Consider the following 17717-nt stretch of genomic DNA (forward strand, 5'->3'; position numbering starts at 1 on the left):
GCTGTCACAGCGGGAGGGCAAACTGGGCCCATGCCCCCCACGGAGCCGACCACGACCGGGCGGGCCCAGCGCTGGGCCTCGACGATGGACGGCTATGCGGGCGGGGCCGCCGTCCGCCGGGCCCACCGCGACAGCTGCGCCGGCGTCGGTACCGTGGGGACGCTGCGGCGGGAGGCACGAGAGCACGCCGAGGACCTCACGCTGGCCCCCGGAGGGACCCGAGCCCATGACGCGGGCCGGCGGGCCAGCGCCGAGGAGCCGGACCAGGTGCGCACCTGCTTCGAACGGGACCGGGACCGCATCCTCCACGCCACGGCCTTCCGCCGGCTGGCCGGCAAGACACAGGTGTTCATTTTCCCCCAGGACCACCAGCGAACCCGGCTCACGCACGCCATCGAGGTCGCCCAGGTGGCGGTGAGCCTGGCCCGGGCGGCCCGGCTCAATGTGGCGCTCACCGAGGCGATCGCCCTGGGACACGACTGCGGCCACGGCCCGGGTGGGCACGCCAGCGAGGACGCGCTCTCGCCGTACGTGGAGGCCGGCTTCGATCACGCCGTATGGGGCGCCGACGTCGTCCTGGCTCCGCTCAACCTGTGTGCCGAGACGCTGGACGGCATTCGCAACCACTCGTGGTCCCGCCCCGCGCCAGCAACACCGGAGGGGGAGGTCGTGAGCTGGGCGGATCGCATCGCCTACGTCTGCCACGACTTCGAGGACGCCGTGCGGGCGGGGATCGTGACCCCCGCGATGCTGCCTGAGCGGGTCCGGCGGAGCTGCGGGCCGGCGCGAGGTGAGCAGCTGGGCGCGTTCATTGGAGGCGTGCTCGAGGCCATCACGGCGACGGGCGAAGTGGGGATGACCGAGGAGCTGGCAGAGGCCCTGGCCGAGTTCCGGGCCACCAACTATGAGCGCATCTATCTCCGACCGGCGTCGGTCGCCCAGGCCCAGGGCGTGGCTCGCCTGCTCCGCGCCCTCGTCGAGCACTTCGCCGATCGGCCCAACCTGATCCCGGGTACCGCCGAGCGCGGGGGCGTGAGCGCAGGGAGCGGCGAGGCCCTGTCGACCGCCGTGACCTACGTGGCGGGCATGACCGATCGCTACGTCATGCAGTCTGCGGCCGCCCACCTGGGTTGGGACGCCGATCGGCTGCCCAGCGCCTGACCCGGTCGGGGAGACCGGTCCGATGCGCCGAGCGGCGTCACCGCCCGAGCCGGCGGCCGTGCCACACACCGAGGCGCCAGCCCAGCCATCCTGCGGCGCCCGCCACCAGGGCCAGCTCGACCACCCTGAAGGTGGCCCACAGGGCGGCGACCACGACCCAGGCCACCACGACCGTGGCCAGCACCAGGGCCAGGGCTCCAGCGACGCTGAAGCGGCGGGCGGGTCGGTTGGGGCCACGGTCGTCGGAGCCGAGCGCCGGCAGGCTGCGAGGGCTGCGACCGCCGCGATCGCGCGTTGGTGTCGCCGCCGGCTTGGCGGCCAGGGTCTGACAGATCAGACAGGTGTCGGGCCGGAGCCCGTGAAGGCAGGTGGCCTGGGCCACCCCTCCATGGTCGCGCAGTCGACCGCCATCACCGTGGGCGGGCGTGGCGTCATTGAACGGCCAGCTCCCGGCGGTAGATACGGGCCGGTCCCAGGGCCTCGATGCGCTTGGCCGTCTCCTCGAAGGCGCGCGACACCTCGCCGCTGGGCTCGGTCACGGTCACCGGCCGGCCCTCGTCGCCGCCGGCGCGGAGGGCCGGCACGAGCGGCAGCTGGCCGACCAGGGGCACACCGAGCTCCTCTCCGAGCAGCCGGCCCCCGCCGGCGCCGAAGATCTCGTACCGCTTGCCGTCGTCGCCGGTGAACCACGACATGTTCTCGATCACACCCCGCACGGCGAGCTTGAGCTTCTTGGCCATCAGGGCGCTGCGCTGAGCGACGCGCTGAGCGGCCGGCTGGGGCGTGGTGACCACGAAGATCTCGGTCTTGGGCAGGTACTGCGCCATCGACATGGCCACATCACCGGTGCCCGGCGGCATGTCGACGACGAGAAAGTCGGGATCGTCCCAATGCACGTCGGTGAGGAACTGCTCGAGCGCCTTGTGCAGCATCGGCCCCCGCCACATGACCGGCTGGTCGTCCCCGACGAAGAAGCCGATCGACATGCAGCCCACCCCGTGGGCCACCGGGGGGACGAGCAGGTCGTCGATCACCATCGGATCGTGATCGATACCGAGCATCTTGGGCACCGAGAACCCGTACACGTCAGCGTCGAGCACCGACACCTTGTGTCCGAGCCGGGCCAGGGTGACGGCAATGTTGACCGTGACCGAGGACTTCCCGACCCCGCCTTTGCCGGACGAGATCCCCAGCACGCGCGTTGGCGAGCCCGGCCGGGCGAAGGGATTGGTCGGGTCGCCCGCCCCCAGCTCGCCCCGCAGGTGGCGCCGAAGTCGGGTCCGCTCCTCGTCGCCCATCACGGTGAGCTCGACCTCGATGGAGCGGACCCCGGGCAGGACCTCGAGCGCGTTCCTGACCCGGAGGAGCAGCTCGTCGCGCCCCGGATGGGCCGACAGGGGCAGCGCCATCGTTACTGACACCCGACCCCGCCTGACCCGGATCGACCGCACCATGTCGAGCTCGACGATCCCCCGGCGGAGCTGGGGGTCGGCCACGGCGGCCAAGGCCTCCCGCACCTCGGAATCACCTACCGACATCGGCCGCCTCCCCGGAGGCTGCGGGTGGCTTCACTCGAGCCGGCGGAATTATCCCTACAGCCATAGGTACAATACCGGTCGTGCAGGGCAGCCCAGAACGCCCGGTGGGTCGATCGAGCGATCGAGAGAGGACCGTCGACACGAGGCCGTCCGAGCAACCGGCTCCCACTGAGACCCGGCCCTTGGGCGACGAGGAGTTCTCCGCCGCGGTGGCCGCCGTCACCTCGGCATTCGGCGACCCCACCCGCCGCGATATCTACCTGTTCGCCCGGGAGAGCGAGAGCGTGACGGCCGGGCAGGTTGCCTCCCGTTTCGATCTCCATCCCAACGTCGCCCGCCATCACCTCGACAAGCTGGCGGCCGGAGGGTACCTGGAGGTGTTCGTGGAGCGGTCGGGCTCCGGCGGGGCAGGACGGCCGTCCAAGCGCTACCGCGCCTCGGCCAAGGACATGGCCCTCGAGTTCCCTGCTCGTCGCGACGACCTCCTGGTCCTGTTGCTCGGGCGGGCGCTCTCGCTGCTGTCTCCCGAGGAAGCCGAGTGCATGGCCGAGACGGTCGGCGAGGAGTACGGCGCCGCCCTGGCCGCCCAGATGGCGCCCGGAGACGGACAACGCTCGCTGCGCGCCGCCATCCGCACGGTGGCCGACACCCTCACCGCCCACGGGTTCGCCGCCCACGCCGAGGCTCGGGGAACGTCGGTGGCCGTGGTCGCCGAGCACTGTCCGTTCGGCGAGACGGCCGCCCAGCACCCGATCATCTGCGCCGTCGACCGGGGCATGGTCAGGGGCCTGCTCGCCGGTCTCTACGGCGACAGCACGCCGGTCGTCATCTCGTCCCGGGCACGGGGCGACGGCGCCTGCGTCACCGCCATCTAGTGCCGGCTCGTCGCCACTACCTCGACCACGCCTCGACCTCCCCGGCCCGCCCCGAGGTCGTCGAGGCCATGGTCCCCTGGTTCGCTGGCGAAGGGGCCGCCGACCCCGGCCGCGTGCACACCGAGGGCCGCATCGCCCGGGCCGCGGTCGAGGAGTCGCGGGCCCGGGTTGCCGAGCTGCTGGGCGCCCGCCCCCGCCAGATCATCTTCACCAGCGGGGGCACCGAGGCCATCAACGCGGCCGTCTGGGGCGCGGTCCAGGCCCGTCCCGGTGCGGCGATCCTCAGCACGGCCGTCGAGCACTCCGCCGTCCGGGATGCCTCATCCCGTCACGCCGAGGTCATCGAGGCGGGCGTCGACGGGCTCGGTCGCGTCGACGTCGGGTCCTTCGCCGTTGCCCTGGACCGGACCGCCGACAACGGGACCCCGGTGGCGCTCGCCCACTGCCAGCTGGGCAACCACGAGGTCGCCACCCTGCAGCCGATCGCCGAGACGGTCGCGCTGTGCCGGGACCGAGGGATCCTGGTGCACGTCGACGCCGCCGCCGGCGCCGGCCATGTCCCCCTCGACCTCTCGAGGCTGGGGGCCGACCTCGTCTCGGTCAGCGCCCACAAGCTCGGCGGACCGAAGGGCGTCGGGGCGCTCGTGGTCGGCAGAGGCCTGCGGCTCGATCCGCTGATCCTCGGGGGCGAGCAGGAGCGGGCACGGCGAGGAGGCATCGAGAACACGCCGGCGATCGTCGGCTTCGGTACCGCGGCCGAACTGCTCGCCGACGGCGGGTTGGCAGAGGAGGGGGCGCGCGCCCGGTCCCAGACCGGACGCGTGCTCGAGCTTGCCGGTGCCCTCGACGGCGTGACGATCTACGGCGACCCCGTCGGCCGCCTGCCGCACATCGCCTGTCTGGGCGTCGCCGGCGTCGAGGCCGAGGCCGTCCTGCTGGGGCTCGACCAGGAGGGCATCGCCATCCACTCGGGCTCGGCCTGCTCCTCGGAGTCGCTCGCCCCCTCCCCCGTCCTCGAGGCGATGGGCGCCGATGCCGAGCGCTCGCTGCGCGTCTCGGTCGGCTGGTCGACGAGCGACACCGACATCGACGCCCTGGTCGCTGCCCTGCCCAGGGTTGTCGACCGGCTCAGGGCGCTGCGGGTCTGAGCTCGTATCTGCGGACTCGTGTCAGGCCGGGTTCGGTCCGAGGAGCTGGCTCACTGTCAGCGGCCGGAGGCTCCGCGCCCTGATGGCGGCCACGATGGGCTGGAACGCCTGCACCGTCCCGGCGTGGCCGGTGTGCAGGCTGACGATCGATCCCGGCTGGAGACCCTGCTGGACGCGGGCGATGACCTTCGAGGCACCGGGATCCTCGTAGTCGAGCGGGTCGACGTCGTAGCCGACCGACACGCCGTAGCCCGTGAGTCCCGCCTGCTGGAGGATCAGCGGCGTCGGTCGGTCGAGCCCCGACGGGCGGAACCAGCGACCGTTGTTGCCCTGGACCTGGGTCAGGACGTCGGCGCAGCGGGAGATCTCGCTCGCCACGGCGCTCGCCCCGAGACTGCCCAGGTCAGGATGGGTGAAGGTGTGATTGGCCAGCTCGTTGCCATCATCGAGGATCCGGCGCCCGATCGACGGATTGGCCGCCAGCCAGGTGCCGACGGCAAAGACGGTAATGGGGGCCCGGAGGGATTTAGCCTGGTCGAGGAGTGCGTTGGTGAGGCCGAGGTCACCCGACCCGTGGAACGTCAGGGCGACCGCCGTGCCCGTCCGTGAGCCGTTGGCGATGTAGGTGGCCGGGCGACCAGGCGGACTGGTGGGCGTCGGCGCCGGGGCGCCCGTTGTGGGGGCCGAGCTGGCCGGAGCCGACCGGCGCACGGCCTGGGTGCAGCCGGCAAGCGCCACCGCGGCGCCGGCGCCAGTAAGGAATAGTCTTCTCGGGACTCGGGGGGGCATGGCGTGAACAACGCTATCGAAGGGAAGGACGGGAGCCGTGACACGCCTCGATGAGACATCCCGCGCCGGGAGGCGGGCAGGGACAGCGCGTCACCGCCGGCCTCCTCCGGGCGTGCTCATCCGGCGCTGGGCGCTCGTCCTCGGCGGGATCGCCACCATCGTGGTGCTCTTCGTGTTCGCCAGCGACCCGGGCGGCCGGTCGTCGCCGCCGGCGGTGCCGAGCTCGGGCACCGGCACCACGTCGACCGTCGGTCAGGGCTCGTCGACCACGCTCGCCGCCCTACCGGGGATGCCGCCGGTCCTCAATCCGAACGACATCTACGCGGCCGACCGCCCGGGGGCCCTCAGCCCGGTGGTCAAGAACTTCCCGCAACTCGTCTACGTCCCCAACTCGGAGTCCGACAGCGTGAGCGTGATCGATCCGACCACGTTCAAGGTGGTGAACACCTTTCCGGTGGGCGGGCTCCCGCAGCATGTCGTGCCGTCCTGGGACCTGCGCACCCTCTGGGCGACCAACGACCAGGGCAACAGCCTCACCCCGATCGATCCGGCCACCGGCAAGCCTGGCGCGCCGGTGCCGGTCGAGGATCCGTACAACATGTACTTCACGCCCGACGGCCGGTACGCCATCGTGGTTGCCGAAGCGCTGAAGCGACTGGACTTCCGCGACGCGCACACGATGCAGCTGGTCCACTCGCTGCCGGTCCCGTGCGAGGGTGTGGACCACGCCGACTTCTCGGCGGACGGGACCTACATGATCGTGAGCTGTGAGTTCTCCAGCCAGATGCTCAAGGTCGACGTGCCTCACCAGCAGCTCGTGGGCACGCTGACGATCCCTGGCAGCTCCCCCCAGGACGTGAAGACCTCGCCGGACGGCAAGGTGTTCTACGAGGCGGATCTCAAGGCCAACGGCCTGTACGAGATCGACGGCAACTCGTTCAAGGTCGTCGGGTTCATCCCGACCGGCAAGGGGGCCCACGGCCTGTACGTGAGCCGGGACTCCAGATACCTGTATGTCTCCAACCGCAGCGAGGGATCGGTCTCGCTCGTGGACCTTTCCAGCCGGTCGGTCGCCGCCACCTGGCACCTCCCCGGCGGCGGGAGCCCGGACATGGGCGGCGTGTCGGCCGATGGCAAGGTCCTGTGGCTGACCGGCCGCTACAACTCGGAGGTCTACGCCATCGACACGACCAGCGGTCAGCTGCTGGCCCGCATCCCGGTGGGCCGCGGCCCCCACGGGCTGTCGGTCTACCCGCAGCCGGGGCGGTACTCACTGGGGCACACGGGCGTCTTCCGGTAGGTCCTCCGGCGTCAGGAGCCCGACGGCGAAGAAGCCGGCGGCACGGGCTGGCCGACCGCGGCGAACGCCTGGGCGACGACATCGCTGGTGAGCGACACCATCTGCCCCTGCGGATGGTCGGCCAGGAAGGCTCGGAACTGCACCGTTGCACCCACCGGGTCGTGGGCGTCCTGGAAGAGGATGTAGCCCAGGAACACTCGGGCGTCGGGGTAGCCCGGGTCCTGGGCCACGGCTGCGCCGACCGACGCCCGCCCTTGGGCAAGAAGGCCCTGGTCGTGCCCCGCCACCCCGGCCAGCCGCAGGAGCCATCCCCGATAGGCAAGGGCCTCGGGTTGGCGGGACTCGACCGCGAGCACCTTGTCGTAGAGCTTGATGGCGTCGAGGTCCTTGCCCTGGGTGGCAAGGACCCGGGCCTGGACCAGCTCCTGGGCCAGCCGCTGGTCATCGGTGAGGGTCACCGACCCGCTCGCCGTCTGACCAGGGAGGCGGTTGCTGGCCCGGGCGATCACCAGGCCGGCCGCGGCCCCGACGAAGCAGACGATGACGGCGAGAGCAACGACCCCGCGTCGCCGGCGCCCCCGCGCCCGCCCGGCCTCCCCGTCGCCGGCGCCCCCCCGCCCGCCCGGCCAGCGGTGACGCCGTGTCGGTCGCGCCGCCACGTGGACGGCGCCGGCAGCAAGCGTCCCTGGGTCCTCCGCTGCGGGCGGGGTGGGCGGCTCGCGTGACGCCGGCGCCTCGGGCCCCGCCGGCAGGCCGTCGGCGTCGTCATCGACGTCGCCCTCGGTGTCGTCCCCCGCCCCCAGGGCGTCGAGCCGGCGCATGACGTCCGCCGCGCGCGCCGTGTAGCCGTCCCGCAGCCTTCGATAGTCGGTCTCGGTGAGGTCGTTCGCCGCCCGCTCGCGGTCGAGGTCCGAGATCGACCGGAGCAGGAAGTCGCGCGTCTCCTCCAGGTCCCGGAGTGACGCCGTGCGCGCCATGCTCAGCGGAGCGCCTGCTCGACGAGGGCCCGGTCCTCGGCGCTCACCCCCGACCCGCCGCCGTCGCCCAGTCGACGCCGGCGGAACACCACGACCAACCCGATCACACCAGCGGCGCCGGCGACGGCGGGCACCACCCACACCACTGCCGCCACCCCGCTCGCCGGCGGTCGCAACAGGATCCCCGATCCATAGCTGTGCGCCAGCTCGGTCTCGATGCTGGCGTCGCTGCGCCCCCCCTTGACCCGGTCGGTGATGAGCTGACGGACGGCGACCGCCGTGGGGGCGTCGGACTCCGCCACCGACTGGCCGGAGCAGCTGGGACAGCGCACGTCTCGGGCGATGCGGTCGACCCGCTGGCTGACGGTCTCTGAGCCCGATCGGGTGCCGGAGCCGATGACCAGGGCGACGGCGAGCACGACGGCCATCACCACCCACGGGAGCCAGCGGCGGGCGCTCCCGCGGCTGGCCGCTGCGGCCGGCCTCCCGGGCTCGGAAGGTTGCTCCCAAGAGTCCTGGGCGCTCACCTCAAGCCCCTTCCGCCCGGGCGCGCGACAGCACCTGCTCGAGATCGGTGGCCTTTACCGCCCCGAGGAGCCGGGCCACGACCCGACCGTCGGGCGCCACCACGAAGGTCTCGGGCGGGCCTCGCACGCCATAGGCGAGCGCGACCTGGCCGCCGGGGTCCGCCACCGAGGCCCACACGGCACCCGTGGAGGCGAGAAACCGCGCCGCGCTGGCGCTGCTGTCGGCGAAGACCACCCCGAGCACCCGGGCGTCATCCGCAGCCCGGTGCTGGAAGGCGAACTGCACAAGCTCGGGCTCCTCGACCTGGCACGGCGGGCACCAGCTGGCGAAGAAGTTCACCACGACGAATCGGCCTCGCAGGGAGGACAGGTCGACGGGGCCGCCGGTCAGTGCCGGGCCGCTGACCTCGGGAGCGGGCTTGCCCAGCAGGGGGCTGGCGGTGGTGGTGGAGCTCGCGGATGGGCGGGTCGCCAACACGGCAACCAGCGCGCCAACCACCACGGCCACGGCGAGCGCGGCGGTCATGACGGCGCGAGGGCGGCGTCGTCTGGGAAGGTGCTCGCCCGGCGACGGCGGCGCCGGGGGCGACGCCACCGAGGGCGTCACGACCCACCGCCTGACCGGACGACGACCGGCTCCGGGTCGGGCTCGGGCGAATCGGGGACGGCGATCGTCGGCTCCGGCTCGGACCCCCCGGCGGCCCGCCGGCGCCGCTCGGGCAGCGCCGCCATCACGGCCCCGAGCCCGATGACGGCTCCGCCGATCCAGAGCCATGCCACCATGGGCTGGACCACGACCCCGATGACGGCCGGCTGGGTCAACGGACTGGCCTGCGGGGCCGGGTTGGACGGGGATCCGGCAGTCCCAGGGCCGGACTGTCCGCTCATGTTCGAGGGTGCGGGGCCGCCGCCGATCGTCGCACCTTGCGGTGGGGCGTCAAGGGTGAGGTAGACGTCATTGGTGAGGCTGCTGGCCACGGAGGGCGTGCCGATCCCCTCGGTGTCCGAGCCGAACTGGCTCACCGCCGGGCGGTACACGGCGCCGTCGTCGACGCGCACCGCGGCCTCGAGCTCGCGGCGGTTCGGATGAACCACGCCGCGGGTGCCGAGGTAGGTGAGGGTGTGGCCGGCGAACTGCTTCGACTGCCCGGGCGCCAGCCGTACCTGGCCGCGGTGGCCGAACGACAGGCTGGCCGACAAGGCGACGGCGATCACCACGACGCCGAGGTGGACGACCATCCCTCCGTTGGTCCGTCCGACCAGGCCGGTCCACAGCGGCACGCCCCGGCGACGGGCCATCCGCGTCGACAGCACGAGCTGGCGGAGGGCCGACGTGCCCGCGAACGCTCCCAGGCCGAAGGCCAGCAGCACGGCGAAGCCCCGGATCCCGGCGGCGACACAGCCGGCCACCACGAGCGTGCCCGCCCACGCAGGCCACTGGAGACGGCTGCGGAGCAGCTCGCCGCTCGCCTTCCGCCATGGCAGCACTGGAGCCACCGCCATGAAGAACAGCAACGCCAACCCGATAGGCCTCGTCATGGCGTCGAAGTACGGCCGCCCGACCGAGATCTGCTGGCCCTGCACCGCCTCCGCGAGAAGCGGGAAGACGGTTCCGAGCAGCACGACGAGGGCGAAGCCGGCGAAGAGGAGGTTGTTCACGAGGAATGCGCCCTCGCGCGACACCGGGGCGTCGATGCTCCCCGGCGCCCGCAGGCGGTCCCCCCGCCACGCGATGAGGCCGAGCCCCACGGCCACGACGAGACCGAAGAAGCCGAGGATGATCGGGCCCAGGGTCGACTGCGAGAACGAATGCACCGACTGGAGGACCCCCGAACGGGTCAGGAAGGTGCCGAGGATCGTCAGGCTGAACGTGGCCATGAGCAACGACAGGTTCCACACCCGGAGCAGGCCGCGCCGCTCCTGGGCCATGACCGAGTGGAGGTACGCCGTCCCGCAGAGCCAGGGGAGAAACGAGGCGTTCTCGACCGGGTCCCACGCCCAGAAGCCGCCCCAGCCGAGTACCTGGTAGGACCACCACGCGCCCAACACGATGCCCACCGTGAGCAGGCCCCAGGCCAAGAGCGTCCACCGCCGGGTCTCTACGAGCCATCCTTCGCCCAGGCGACCGGTGACGAGGGCGGCCACGGCGAACGAGAACGGGATGGTGAAGCCCACGAAGCCCAGGTACAGCAGCGGCGGGTGAAATGCCACCAACGGGTGGTCCTGGAGCAGCGGGTTGGGACCGAGGCCGTCGAGCGGTACCGCACCGGTCACCGTGCGGAAGGGGTTGGCCGGTCCGAGCATCAGCCCGAAGAAGAAGGCGGCCACGACGAAGCACGTGAGCGTGGCCCAGCCCACCATCGGGTCCTCGGCCCGGCGCCGGAAGCGCCACGCCATGGCTGCGATGTAGCCCGCCAGGATCAGGGCCCACAGCAGGATCGATCCCTCAAGCGCCGACCACAGGCCGGTGACGGTGAACAGCAGCGGCGTCTCCCGGCTGTTGTTCTGGGCCACATAGCTCAGGGAGAAGTCGTGGCTGATCAGCGCGTGCTCCATGGCCCCGGCGGCCACCACGGCGGCGAGCAACAGCAGGCCGGCGTAGACGACGCCGTTGCGCAAGGCTCCGGGACGTCGGCGAACGAGTCCCACGGCGAGGGTCACCGCCCCGACCGCCGCGGCCAGGAAGCCGAGAAGCACAGCATCGCGCCCGATGGCGGCGTTCATCGGGTGCTGCCGTCGGGCGCCGTCACCCGCCCGGGGTGCTGGCCGATGTAGACGGCGGAATGCTTGACCATGATCTGGTCGCTCATGAACTGCTGGCCGGCGAAGTGACCCTCGAGGACGACGGGGATATTCGGCTGGAACATCTCCGGCGCCGACCCTTGGTTGACCACCGGGACCTGGACGCCCCTGCTGGCGATGGCGAAGGCGACGTCGTTCCCCGTTGGTCGCACGGAACCGGGAACTACGACGCCCTCGATCCGGAAGTCACTGCTGCCGAGCTGGGCCCGGGACGCCACCGCCTCGTCCGCTGTCTTGAAATAGACGATGGAGTTGCCAAGGCCCCGGTAGACCAGGAAGCCGATGGCACCGAGCACGACGATCCCGGCCAACCACAGGCGCCGGGAGCTGTGGCTCCGGGGCCGCGCCCTCGTCAGCGCCACTCGCGGGGCTCCGATGTTGGGGCGTCGCCGGCGTCGCCGTTGCGGGCTGGGCCCACGGCTCTGCTGATGGACCGAGTTCGCAGCGACAGCCAGACGCCGTAGCCCGACAGCGTCACACCGACGACTGCGTAGCCAGCCTCCACGTAGACGCTCACCGGCTCACCACCCGCTCGTCGGCAGACGGCAGGTCGGCGGATCGGGGGTCGGCGGATCGGGGGTCGGCGGATCGGGGGTCGACGGATCGGGGGTCGGCATGGTCCTGGGGGGCCTTCACGCGTTCGGCCGCCTCGGCCCGGCGCTCCGCCAACGCGATCGACAGCCCTTCCGTCTCGAGCCGCTCCTCCAGCGTCTCGAGGCGGTACCGGTGCACGAGCAGCCAGGCGTAGACCAGGGTGAACGCACAGAAACCCAGCAGCATCGTCCACGCCATCGACCCGTGGACCGTCGGCTGGAGGTTCGGCGTGAGCACCGTGGCCGACTGGTGCAGCGTCCGCCACCACACGACCGAGAGGTGGACGATGGGCACGTCGACCACCGCGACGAGGGCGGCGACGGCCGAGCGCTTGGCCCGAGTCTCGGGCTCAGCAGCCACCCGACGCAGGGCCAGGTAGCCGAGGTAGAGGACCAGCAACAGGGCCGTGGTGGTCAGCCGGGCATCCCATGTCCACCACACACCCCAGGTAGGTCGACCCCAGATGGACCCGGTGACCAGAGTGAGGGCGGTGAAGACCACCCCGATCTCCGCCGACGCGCCCGCGAGGCGGTCCCAGGCCAGCGATCGGGTCCTCGGCCACAGATAGAGCACGCTGGCCAGGGCGGTCACGCCGAAGGCCAGGTAGGCGACCCAGGCAACCGGGGGATGCACGTAGATGAGCCGCACGAGGTCCCCCTGCACGACGTCGGGGGGCGTGACCCACAGCCCGAGGGCGACCGTGGCGGCAACCGCCGCCAACGCCGCGATGCCAAGGATCCGGGTGGCGCGCGCGGGCGTGATCGGACTCATGCATCCTCCAGGAGCGGACCGAAGGCGACCACCCCGACCGTCACGTAGACCACGGCGAAGACGCCGAGCAGCTGGAGCCAGGGATTGCCATCGGAGGGAGTGCCCGAGAGCGCGGCCTCCCAGGCCCGGGTGGCGGCCAGGAGCACCGGCGCCACCACCGGAAGCAGCAGCAGGGGCAGCAGGGTCTCTCGCACGCGCAGGCCGGCGGCCAGCACTCCATAGACCGTGCCGGCGGCGGCGAGGCCCACCGTGGCCGCCGACGTCGAGCCCAGCAGCAGCAGGGGCCCGTGCAGGTGCGAGCCGTAGAGCACGACGATGCCGGCGGCGAGGATGGCCTCGAGCACCAGCAGCTGGATGGCGACGGCGGCCGCCTTTCCGAGAAAGATGCCGGCCGGATCGAGACCCGAGAGACGCAGGCCGTCGCGCGCCGAGTCGGCCGCCTCCATGGCGAAGCTGCGCTGGACCGCGAGCAACGAGCACAGGAGCACGGCCACCCAGAAGAGCCCAGCCGTCGCCCTCGTCAGCACACCGCGGCTCGGGTCCAGGGCGAAGGCGAACAGCACCAGCACCACCAAGGCGAACGGCGCGACCTGGTTCGTGGCGACACGCGAGCGGAGCTCGACTCTCAGGTCCTTGCCGACCACGAGCAGCGCGTCACGCCACATGGACCGGCTCCCCTGACTGCGCCTCGGGCGGGGCGGCGACGGGGCCGAGGGCGGCGGCCTCGTCGCCCACCTCGGTCGTGGCCGCCAACCGCTCCTCGGCCACGACCTGACCTCCGGCCATCCTCGCCATCCTGCCGGCGATGGCCCCGGCACGGTCGGTCTCGTGGGAGGCCAGGATGACGGTGGCACCCGTTTCCGAGGCCGCCAGCACGGCCTCGTCGAGGATGTCCCGCCCGGCGGCGTCCAAGCCGGCGTGGGGCTCGTCGAGCAGCCAGAGCCGAGGGCCCCGAGCGACCACGGTGGCGATGGCCACGCGCCGCCGCTGACCAGCCGACAGCTTGCCGACGGCCGTGTGGCGGAGGCGCCCGTCGAGGCCGAGGCGGGCTGCCGCCTGGTCGACCGCGCCCTGGTCGCCCCGCGCCGCCCGCACGGCGAAGCGGAGATTGTCCAACACGGTGAGGTCGTCGTACAGAAAGCTGGCGTGCCCCAGCAGGGCCAGCGAACGCCGCACCGAGCGCCGGTCTCGACACAGGTCGTGGCCGAGGACCTGCGCCTCGCCCGCCGAGATGGCGAGCAGTCCCGCGCAGGCCCGCAGGAGGCTCGTCTTGCCGGCTCCGTTCGGACCGGTGACGAGCAGGATCTCACCCGAGGCTACGTCGAGGTCGACGCCGGCCAGGGCCGGAAAGCGCCCGACGAGGGCGACGGCAGCACGGAAGCGGACGGCGGCGGCCATGAAGTACGGGACGACATGCTACGGGTGGGGCCCGTCGCGCTTCCAAAGCGCCGGTGGCCACCCGCGGCCCCCGGGGCGATCCCCAGGGGCCGCGAGCCGTGGAGGAGGTGGCTCAGGCGGCCTTGAAGCCCGTGTCGAGGATTCGGCGGGCCGCGACACCCCCCTGCTGGTTCCGCAGGCCGGCCTCGATGACCTCGCCGGTGGCGATGGAGGTCGGAGCCTCCTTGGTCAGCTTCTGGCCCTGGCCCTGGTACTTCCAGGCCCTGGTGGAGCCGGTCAGGCTGAACGTCGTCGAGCGCCCGTTGGGCTCGGCCACCGTGATCGTCCCCTGGTTCGACAGCCCCCCCGTCGAGCTCATGTTCGTGACCTTGCCGACGACGTGGGGATGGCCCTGCTTCGCCGCGTGCCCACCCTGGGCGGGGGCGGCGGCGCCCGGGGTTGCCGCCGGGGGCGTCGAGGGAGTGTCGGCGAAGGCGACGGCTCCGCCGAGCACGCCGCCGGCGAGGATGGCCGAGGCCACACCGACGCGAAGTGGGTGTCTGAGAAGGAGCTGCTTCACAGTCTGGGTCCCCTGTCCTTTCGTTGTTCGGTACACGGACATGCTCACCGAGTGTTGTGTGGGACCCGATAGGAGGATGTGAGCAGCGTGTGAGGGACCGTGGGGGCCATGGGCCGAGCCGTCACTGGATGACGGCGATCACGTCCCCCTCCTGGACCTGGTCGTCCGGGCGCACCCGCACCTCGGCGACGGTGCCGCCGGCCGGAGACTCGACAGGGATCTCCATCTTCATCGACTCGAGGATGGCGATGGTGTCACCCACGGCGACCGCCTGGCCGACCTCGACGTGGACCTGCCAGACGTTGGCCGTGATCTCGGCTCTGACCTCTGCCACTCCCGCTCCTCCGTGCCTCGCTCGGGCCATGATGATGCCATGGACGCCAACGAGATCATCGAGCTCCTCCAGCTGGCGCCTCATCCCGAGGGCGGGTCGTACCGGGAGACATGGCGCGCTCCCACCGTGTCGAACCGGCGCCCCGCGGGCAGCGCCATCTACTTCCTGCTCCGCCGGGGCGAGGAATCGCGCTGGCACCGCGTCGACGCCGCCGAGGCCTGGCACCACTACGAAGGAGCACCGCTCGAGCTCACGGTATCCACCGATGGTGCAACCGAGCAGGTCGTGGCGCTCGGGCCCGACCTCGCCGCGGGCCAGCGACCCCAGTTCGTCGTGCCCGCCGACGCCTGGCAGAGCGCCCGGAGCCTGGGCGGCCACTCGCTGGTCGGGTGCACGGTCTCGCCCGCGTTCGAGTTCGCTGGTTTCGAGCTCGCCGCCCCTGACTGGCACCCAGGCCAGTAGGACGAGCGCACCGGTGCGCTAACGTGGCCCCTGAAGCACGGCGGAACATCAGCGACGACGGGCAGGGCTGGGGTGACCACACACCGATTGGGCGGATCCATCCGGCGCGGGCTCCTCACCGCGCCCGTGCTGATGAGCGTGGCGCTCGTGATCCTCGCTCCGGCGACCGGCGCCGCGAGCATGCCGACCGGCTACGACATCTCGTACCCACAGTGCAGCACCCGCGCCTCGTCGTATCCGCAGCAGCGGGCCTTCGGCGTCGTGGGGGTCAACGGTGGCACGGCGGCGACGGCCAACCCGTGTCTGGGACCGTCCAACGGCTACGCCAGTGAGCTGTCCTGGGCTGCCTCGTCGCCGGGCCTTCCGAATCAGGCACGCGCGTCCTTCTACCTGAACACCGCAGATCCGGGGCCGGTCGTGGCCAGCTGGCCGGCGGCCGGCAGCGGACCGAGGAGCTGCGATCACACCTGGAGCACAGGCTGCGCCTACGACTACGGCTACGCCAAGGCGACGTACTCCTTCGGCCTGGCCCGGTCGGCCGCCAACGCTGACGCGGCCAGGCGTCTTCCCACCACCACTCCGTCCGCCGATCCCTGGTGGATCGACGTCGAGACCACCAACACCTGGGCCACGCCCGCCAACACCCCGTCCTGGGCGTCGGTCAACATCGCCGCCCTGCAGGGCTTCGTCGGAGGGCTCACCGCCGCGGGCGTGGCGCTCCCGCTCGTCGGGTTCTACTCCAACGGGTTCCAGTGGGCCCAGATCACGGGCCTCACCCCAGCTACGAGCCCGACGTACTTCTCGACCCGCGAGCCCAACTGGATCCCCGGGGCCACCTCGCTGAGCCAGGCTCAGACCAACTGCCTGGCGGGCCACAGCTTCACAGGTGGGCCCGTCACGCTCACCCAGTACCGCGCTTCGAGCTTCGACGGCGACTACCGCTGCCCGTCCACCTGACGACCGAGCGCCGCCAGGTCGGCGTCGACCATCATCCCCACCAGGCCAGCGAAATCGACCTCGGGGACCCATCCCAACGCCGCCTTGGCCTTGGACGCGTCGCCCACCAGGAGGTCCACCTCGGCGGGGCGGAGGAAGCGCTCGTCGACCACGACGTGATCACGCCAGTCGAGCCCAACGTGACCGAATGCAGCCTCGCACAGCTCCCGGACCGAATGGGTCTCGCCACTCGCCACCACGTAGTCGCCGGGCTCGTCCTGCTGGAGCATGAGCCACATGGCCCGCACGTAGTCGCGGGCGAAGCCCCAGTCGCGACGCGGCTCCAGGTCGCCGAGGGCGAGGGTCTCGTCGAGCCCGGCCTTGATGCGAGCCACACCGTGACTCACCTTTCGGGTCACGAACTCGAGCCCCCGCCGGGGGCCCTCGTGGTTGAAGCAGATGCCCGACGAGGCGTGAAGGCCGTAGCTCTCCCGGTAGTTCACCGTGATCCAGTGCCCGTAGACCTTGGCGACGCCGTAGGGGCTGCGCGGGTAGAACGGCGTTGTCTCGCGCTGCGGTGACTCCCGCACCTTCCCGAACATCTCACTGGAGCTGGCCTGGTAGAACCGAATGGCCGGATCGACGATGCGGATGGCGTCCAGCACCCTCGTCACGCCGAGGGCCGTCGTCTCGCCGGTGAGCACGGGCTGGCTCCACGACGTCTGCACGAACGACTGGGCCGCCAGGTTGTACACCTCGTTCGGGCGGTGGGTCCGCAGGATGTTGATCATCGAGACCTCGTCGAGGAGGTCGCCGGCGGCCAGCGTCAGGCGGTCCTGGATGTGGGCGATGCGCTCGAAGTTGAGGGTGCTGCTGCGTCGCAGCATGCCGACGACCTCGTAGCCCTCGTCGAGCAGAAGCTCGGCCAGGTGGGAACCGTCCTGTCCGGTGATCCCTGTGATCAGCGCTCGCTTGGCCATCTCGACGTTCTACCCCGTCGGACCGGGAGAAACGGTGCTCACACCGGGAGCACGCCGTGCTTGCGCCATGGCCGGTCGACGACCTTCGTCCTGGCCACCTGGAGGCCCCGCCAGATCGCGGTGCGGGTCTCGGCCGGATCGATGATGTCGTCGACCTGGGCGTGGCCGGCGGCGATGTAGGGGTCGATGTTGCGACGCAGCTGCTCGGCCATCTCCAGCCGGGCCCGGGTCCGCTCCTCGCCCTCCGGGATCGCCTCGAGCTGCTTGCGCATGATGATGTTGACCATCCCGTCGGGGCCCATGACCGCGATCTCGGCGGTCGGCCAGGCCACGATGTAGTCGGCCTCGTACGCGGTGCCGTTCATGACGAAGTAACCGGCCCCGTATGCCTTTCGCATGACGACCGTGATCTTCGGCACCGTGGCCTCTGACACGGCGAACAGCATCTTGGCCCCGTGGCGGATGATGCCCTGGCGCTCGACGGCGGACCCGACGGTGAAGCCGGGTACGTCCTGGAGGAAGACCAGTGGGATGCCGAAGGCGTCGCACAGCCACACGAACCGGGC

Annotated in this window: 22 protein-coding genes; 6 read left to right on the forward strand and 16 right to left on the reverse strand. The window is 71.7% G+C overall.

Annotation, left to right across the window (positions count from 1 at the left end; translation table 11 throughout):
- The first annotated feature begins 30 nt into the window (after positions 1–30).
- Positions 31–1161: an HD domain-containing protein gene (locus VH112_04120; protein HEX4539408.1), complete on the forward strand. Its 1131-nt coding sequence runs from the start codon at positions 31–33 to the stop codon at positions 1159–1161.
- Positions 1162–1198: 37 nt separating this feature from the next.
- Here VH112_04120 and VH112_04125 read toward each other — a convergent pair whose 3' ends face one another.
- Together VH112_04125 and VH112_04130 are read right to left on the reverse strand one after the other, a co-directional pair.
- On the reverse strand, positions 1199–1543 hold the full coding sequence (locus VH112_04125) for a hypothetical protein (GenBank protein ID HEX4539409.1): 345 nt from the start codon (positions 1541–1543) through the stop codon (positions 1199–1201).
- A 49-nt stretch (positions 1544–1592) separates the two neighbouring features.
- Positions 1593–2699: an Mrp/NBP35 family ATP-binding protein gene (locus tag VH112_04130; GenBank protein HEX4539410.1), complete on the reverse strand. Its 1107-nt coding sequence runs from the start codon at positions 2697–2699 to the stop codon at positions 1593–1595.
- A gap of 182 nt (positions 2700–2881) precedes the next feature.
- Here VH112_04130 and VH112_04135 point away from each other — a divergent pair, with 182 nt between their 5' ends.
- Both VH112_04135 and VH112_04140 read left to right on the forward strand, forming a co-directional pair.
- Entirely contained in the window at positions 2882–3574 is a 693-nt protein-coding gene (locus VH112_04135) for a helix-turn-helix domain-containing protein (protein HEX4539411.1), read from the forward strand.
- Positions 3574–4722 carry a cysteine desulfurase family protein gene (locus tag VH112_04140; protein HEX4539412.1) on the forward strand — a complete coding sequence of 383 codons (1149 nt, stop codon included), beginning with the start codon at positions 3574–3576 and terminating at the stop codon, positions 4720–4722. Before VH112_04135 ends, VH112_04140 begins: the two co-directional genes overlap by 1 nt.
- Before the next feature lie 21 nt (positions 4723–4743).
- Here VH112_04140 and VH112_04145 read toward each other — a convergent pair whose 3' ends face one another.
- Positions 4744–5511 (reverse strand): polysaccharide deacetylase family protein, encoded by a 768-nt coding sequence (locus VH112_04145; protein HEX4539413.1) that lies wholly within the window; start codon positions 5509–5511, stop codon positions 4744–4746.
- A 37-nt stretch (positions 5512–5548) separates the two neighbouring features.
- Here VH112_04145 and VH112_04150 point away from each other — a divergent pair, with 37 nt between their 5' ends.
- Entirely contained in the window at positions 5549–6811 is a 1263-nt protein-coding gene (locus VH112_04150; protein HEX4539414.1) for a YncE family protein, read from the forward strand.
- Between the two features lie 11 nt (positions 6812–6822).
- On the opposite strand, the gene VH112_04155 is transcribed toward VH112_04150, so the two are convergent.
- The 11 genes from VH112_04155 to VH112_04205 form a co-directional block, all read right to left on the reverse strand.
- The gene (locus tag VH112_04155) at positions 6823–7788 is read right to left on the reverse strand and encodes a hypothetical protein (protein ID HEX4539415.1); all 966 of its coding nucleotides are present in this window, start codon (positions 7786–7788) and stop codon (positions 6823–6825) included.
- A 2-nt stretch (positions 7789–7790) separates the two neighbouring features.
- Complete coding sequence (locus VH112_04160) at positions 7791–8315, reverse strand: cytochrome c-type biogenesis protein CcmH (protein ID HEX4539416.1); 525 nt, start codon at positions 8313–8315, stop codon at positions 7791–7793.
- 1 nt (position 8316) lies between these two features.
- The gene (locus VH112_04165; GenBank protein ID HEX4539417.1) at positions 8317–8841 is read right to left on the reverse strand and encodes a TlpA disulfide reductase family protein; all 525 of its coding nucleotides are present in this window, start codon (positions 8839–8841) and stop codon (positions 8317–8319) included.
- A 77-nt stretch (positions 8842–8918) separates the two neighbouring features.
- Entirely contained in the window at positions 8919–11039 is a 2121-nt protein-coding gene (locus tag VH112_04170; protein ID HEX4539418.1) for a heme lyase CcmF/NrfE family subunit, read from the reverse strand.
- Complete coding sequence (locus VH112_04175; protein ID HEX4539419.1) at positions 11036–11479, reverse strand: cytochrome c maturation protein CcmE; 444 nt, start codon at positions 11477–11479, stop codon at positions 11036–11038. Before VH112_04175 ends, VH112_04170 begins: the two co-directional genes overlap by 4 nt.
- Positions 11470–11634, reverse strand: coding sequence for a hypothetical protein (locus VH112_04180; GenBank protein ID HEX4539420.1), 165 nt, complete (start codon positions 11632–11634; stop codon positions 11470–11472). The genes VH112_04175 and VH112_04180 overlap by 10 nt, the downstream gene beginning before the upstream one ends.
- The gene (gene ccsA / locus VH112_04185) at positions 11631–12482 is read right to left on the reverse strand and encodes a cytochrome c biogenesis protein CcsA (GenBank protein ID HEX4539421.1); all 852 of its coding nucleotides are present in this window, start codon (positions 12480–12482) and stop codon (positions 11631–11633) included. The genes VH112_04180 and ccsA overlap by 4 nt, the downstream gene beginning before the upstream one ends.
- Positions 12479–13147, reverse strand: coding sequence for a heme exporter protein CcmB (locus VH112_04190; GenBank protein HEX4539422.1), 669 nt, complete (start codon positions 13145–13147; stop codon positions 12479–12481). Before VH112_04190 ends, ccsA begins: the two co-directional genes overlap by 4 nt.
- Positions 13137–13880, reverse strand: coding sequence for a heme ABC exporter ATP-binding protein CcmA (gene ccmA / locus VH112_04195; GenBank protein HEX4539423.1), 744 nt, complete (start codon positions 13878–13880; stop codon positions 13137–13139). Before ccmA ends, VH112_04190 begins: the two co-directional genes overlap by 11 nt.
- 112 nt (positions 13881–13992) lie before the next feature.
- Positions 13993–14439 (reverse strand): hypothetical protein, encoded by a 447-nt coding sequence (locus tag VH112_04200; protein HEX4539424.1) that lies wholly within the window; start codon positions 14437–14439, stop codon positions 13993–13995.
- A gap of 121 nt (positions 14440–14560) precedes the next feature.
- Positions 14561–14773: a biotin/lipoyl-binding carrier protein gene (locus VH112_04205; protein ID HEX4539425.1), complete on the reverse strand. Its 213-nt coding sequence runs from the start codon at positions 14771–14773 to the stop codon at positions 14561–14563.
- Between the two features lie 39 nt (positions 14774–14812).
- Here VH112_04205 and VH112_04210 point away from each other — a divergent pair, with 39 nt between their 5' ends.
- Positions 14813–15235, forward strand: a complete 423-nt coding sequence (locus VH112_04210) for a cupin domain-containing protein (GenBank protein HEX4539426.1) — start codon at positions 14813–14815, stop codon at positions 15233–15235.
- Between the two features lie 72 nt (positions 15236–15307).
- Entirely contained in the window at positions 15308–16192 is an 885-nt protein-coding gene (locus tag VH112_04215) for a hypothetical protein (protein ID HEX4539427.1), read from the forward strand.
- Here the strand turns inward: VH112_04215 and gmd are convergent.
- On the reverse strand, positions 16171–17151 hold the full coding sequence (gene gmd, locus VH112_04220) for a GDP-mannose 4,6-dehydratase (protein HEX4539428.1): 981 nt from the start codon (positions 17149–17151) through the stop codon (positions 16171–16173). The two genes, VH112_04215 and gmd, sit on opposite strands and share 22 nt — an antisense overlap.
- 38 nt (positions 17152–17189) lie before the next feature.
- The coding region (locus tag VH112_04225) for a carboxyl transferase domain-containing protein (protein ID HEX4539429.1) at positions 17190–17717 on the reverse strand (528 nt) is incomplete at its 5' end.

The sequence above is a fragment of the Acidimicrobiales bacterium genome (assembly GCA_036270875.1).
Taxonomy (GTDB): Bacteria; Actinomycetota; Acidimicrobiia; order Acidimicrobiales; family AC-9; genus AC-9.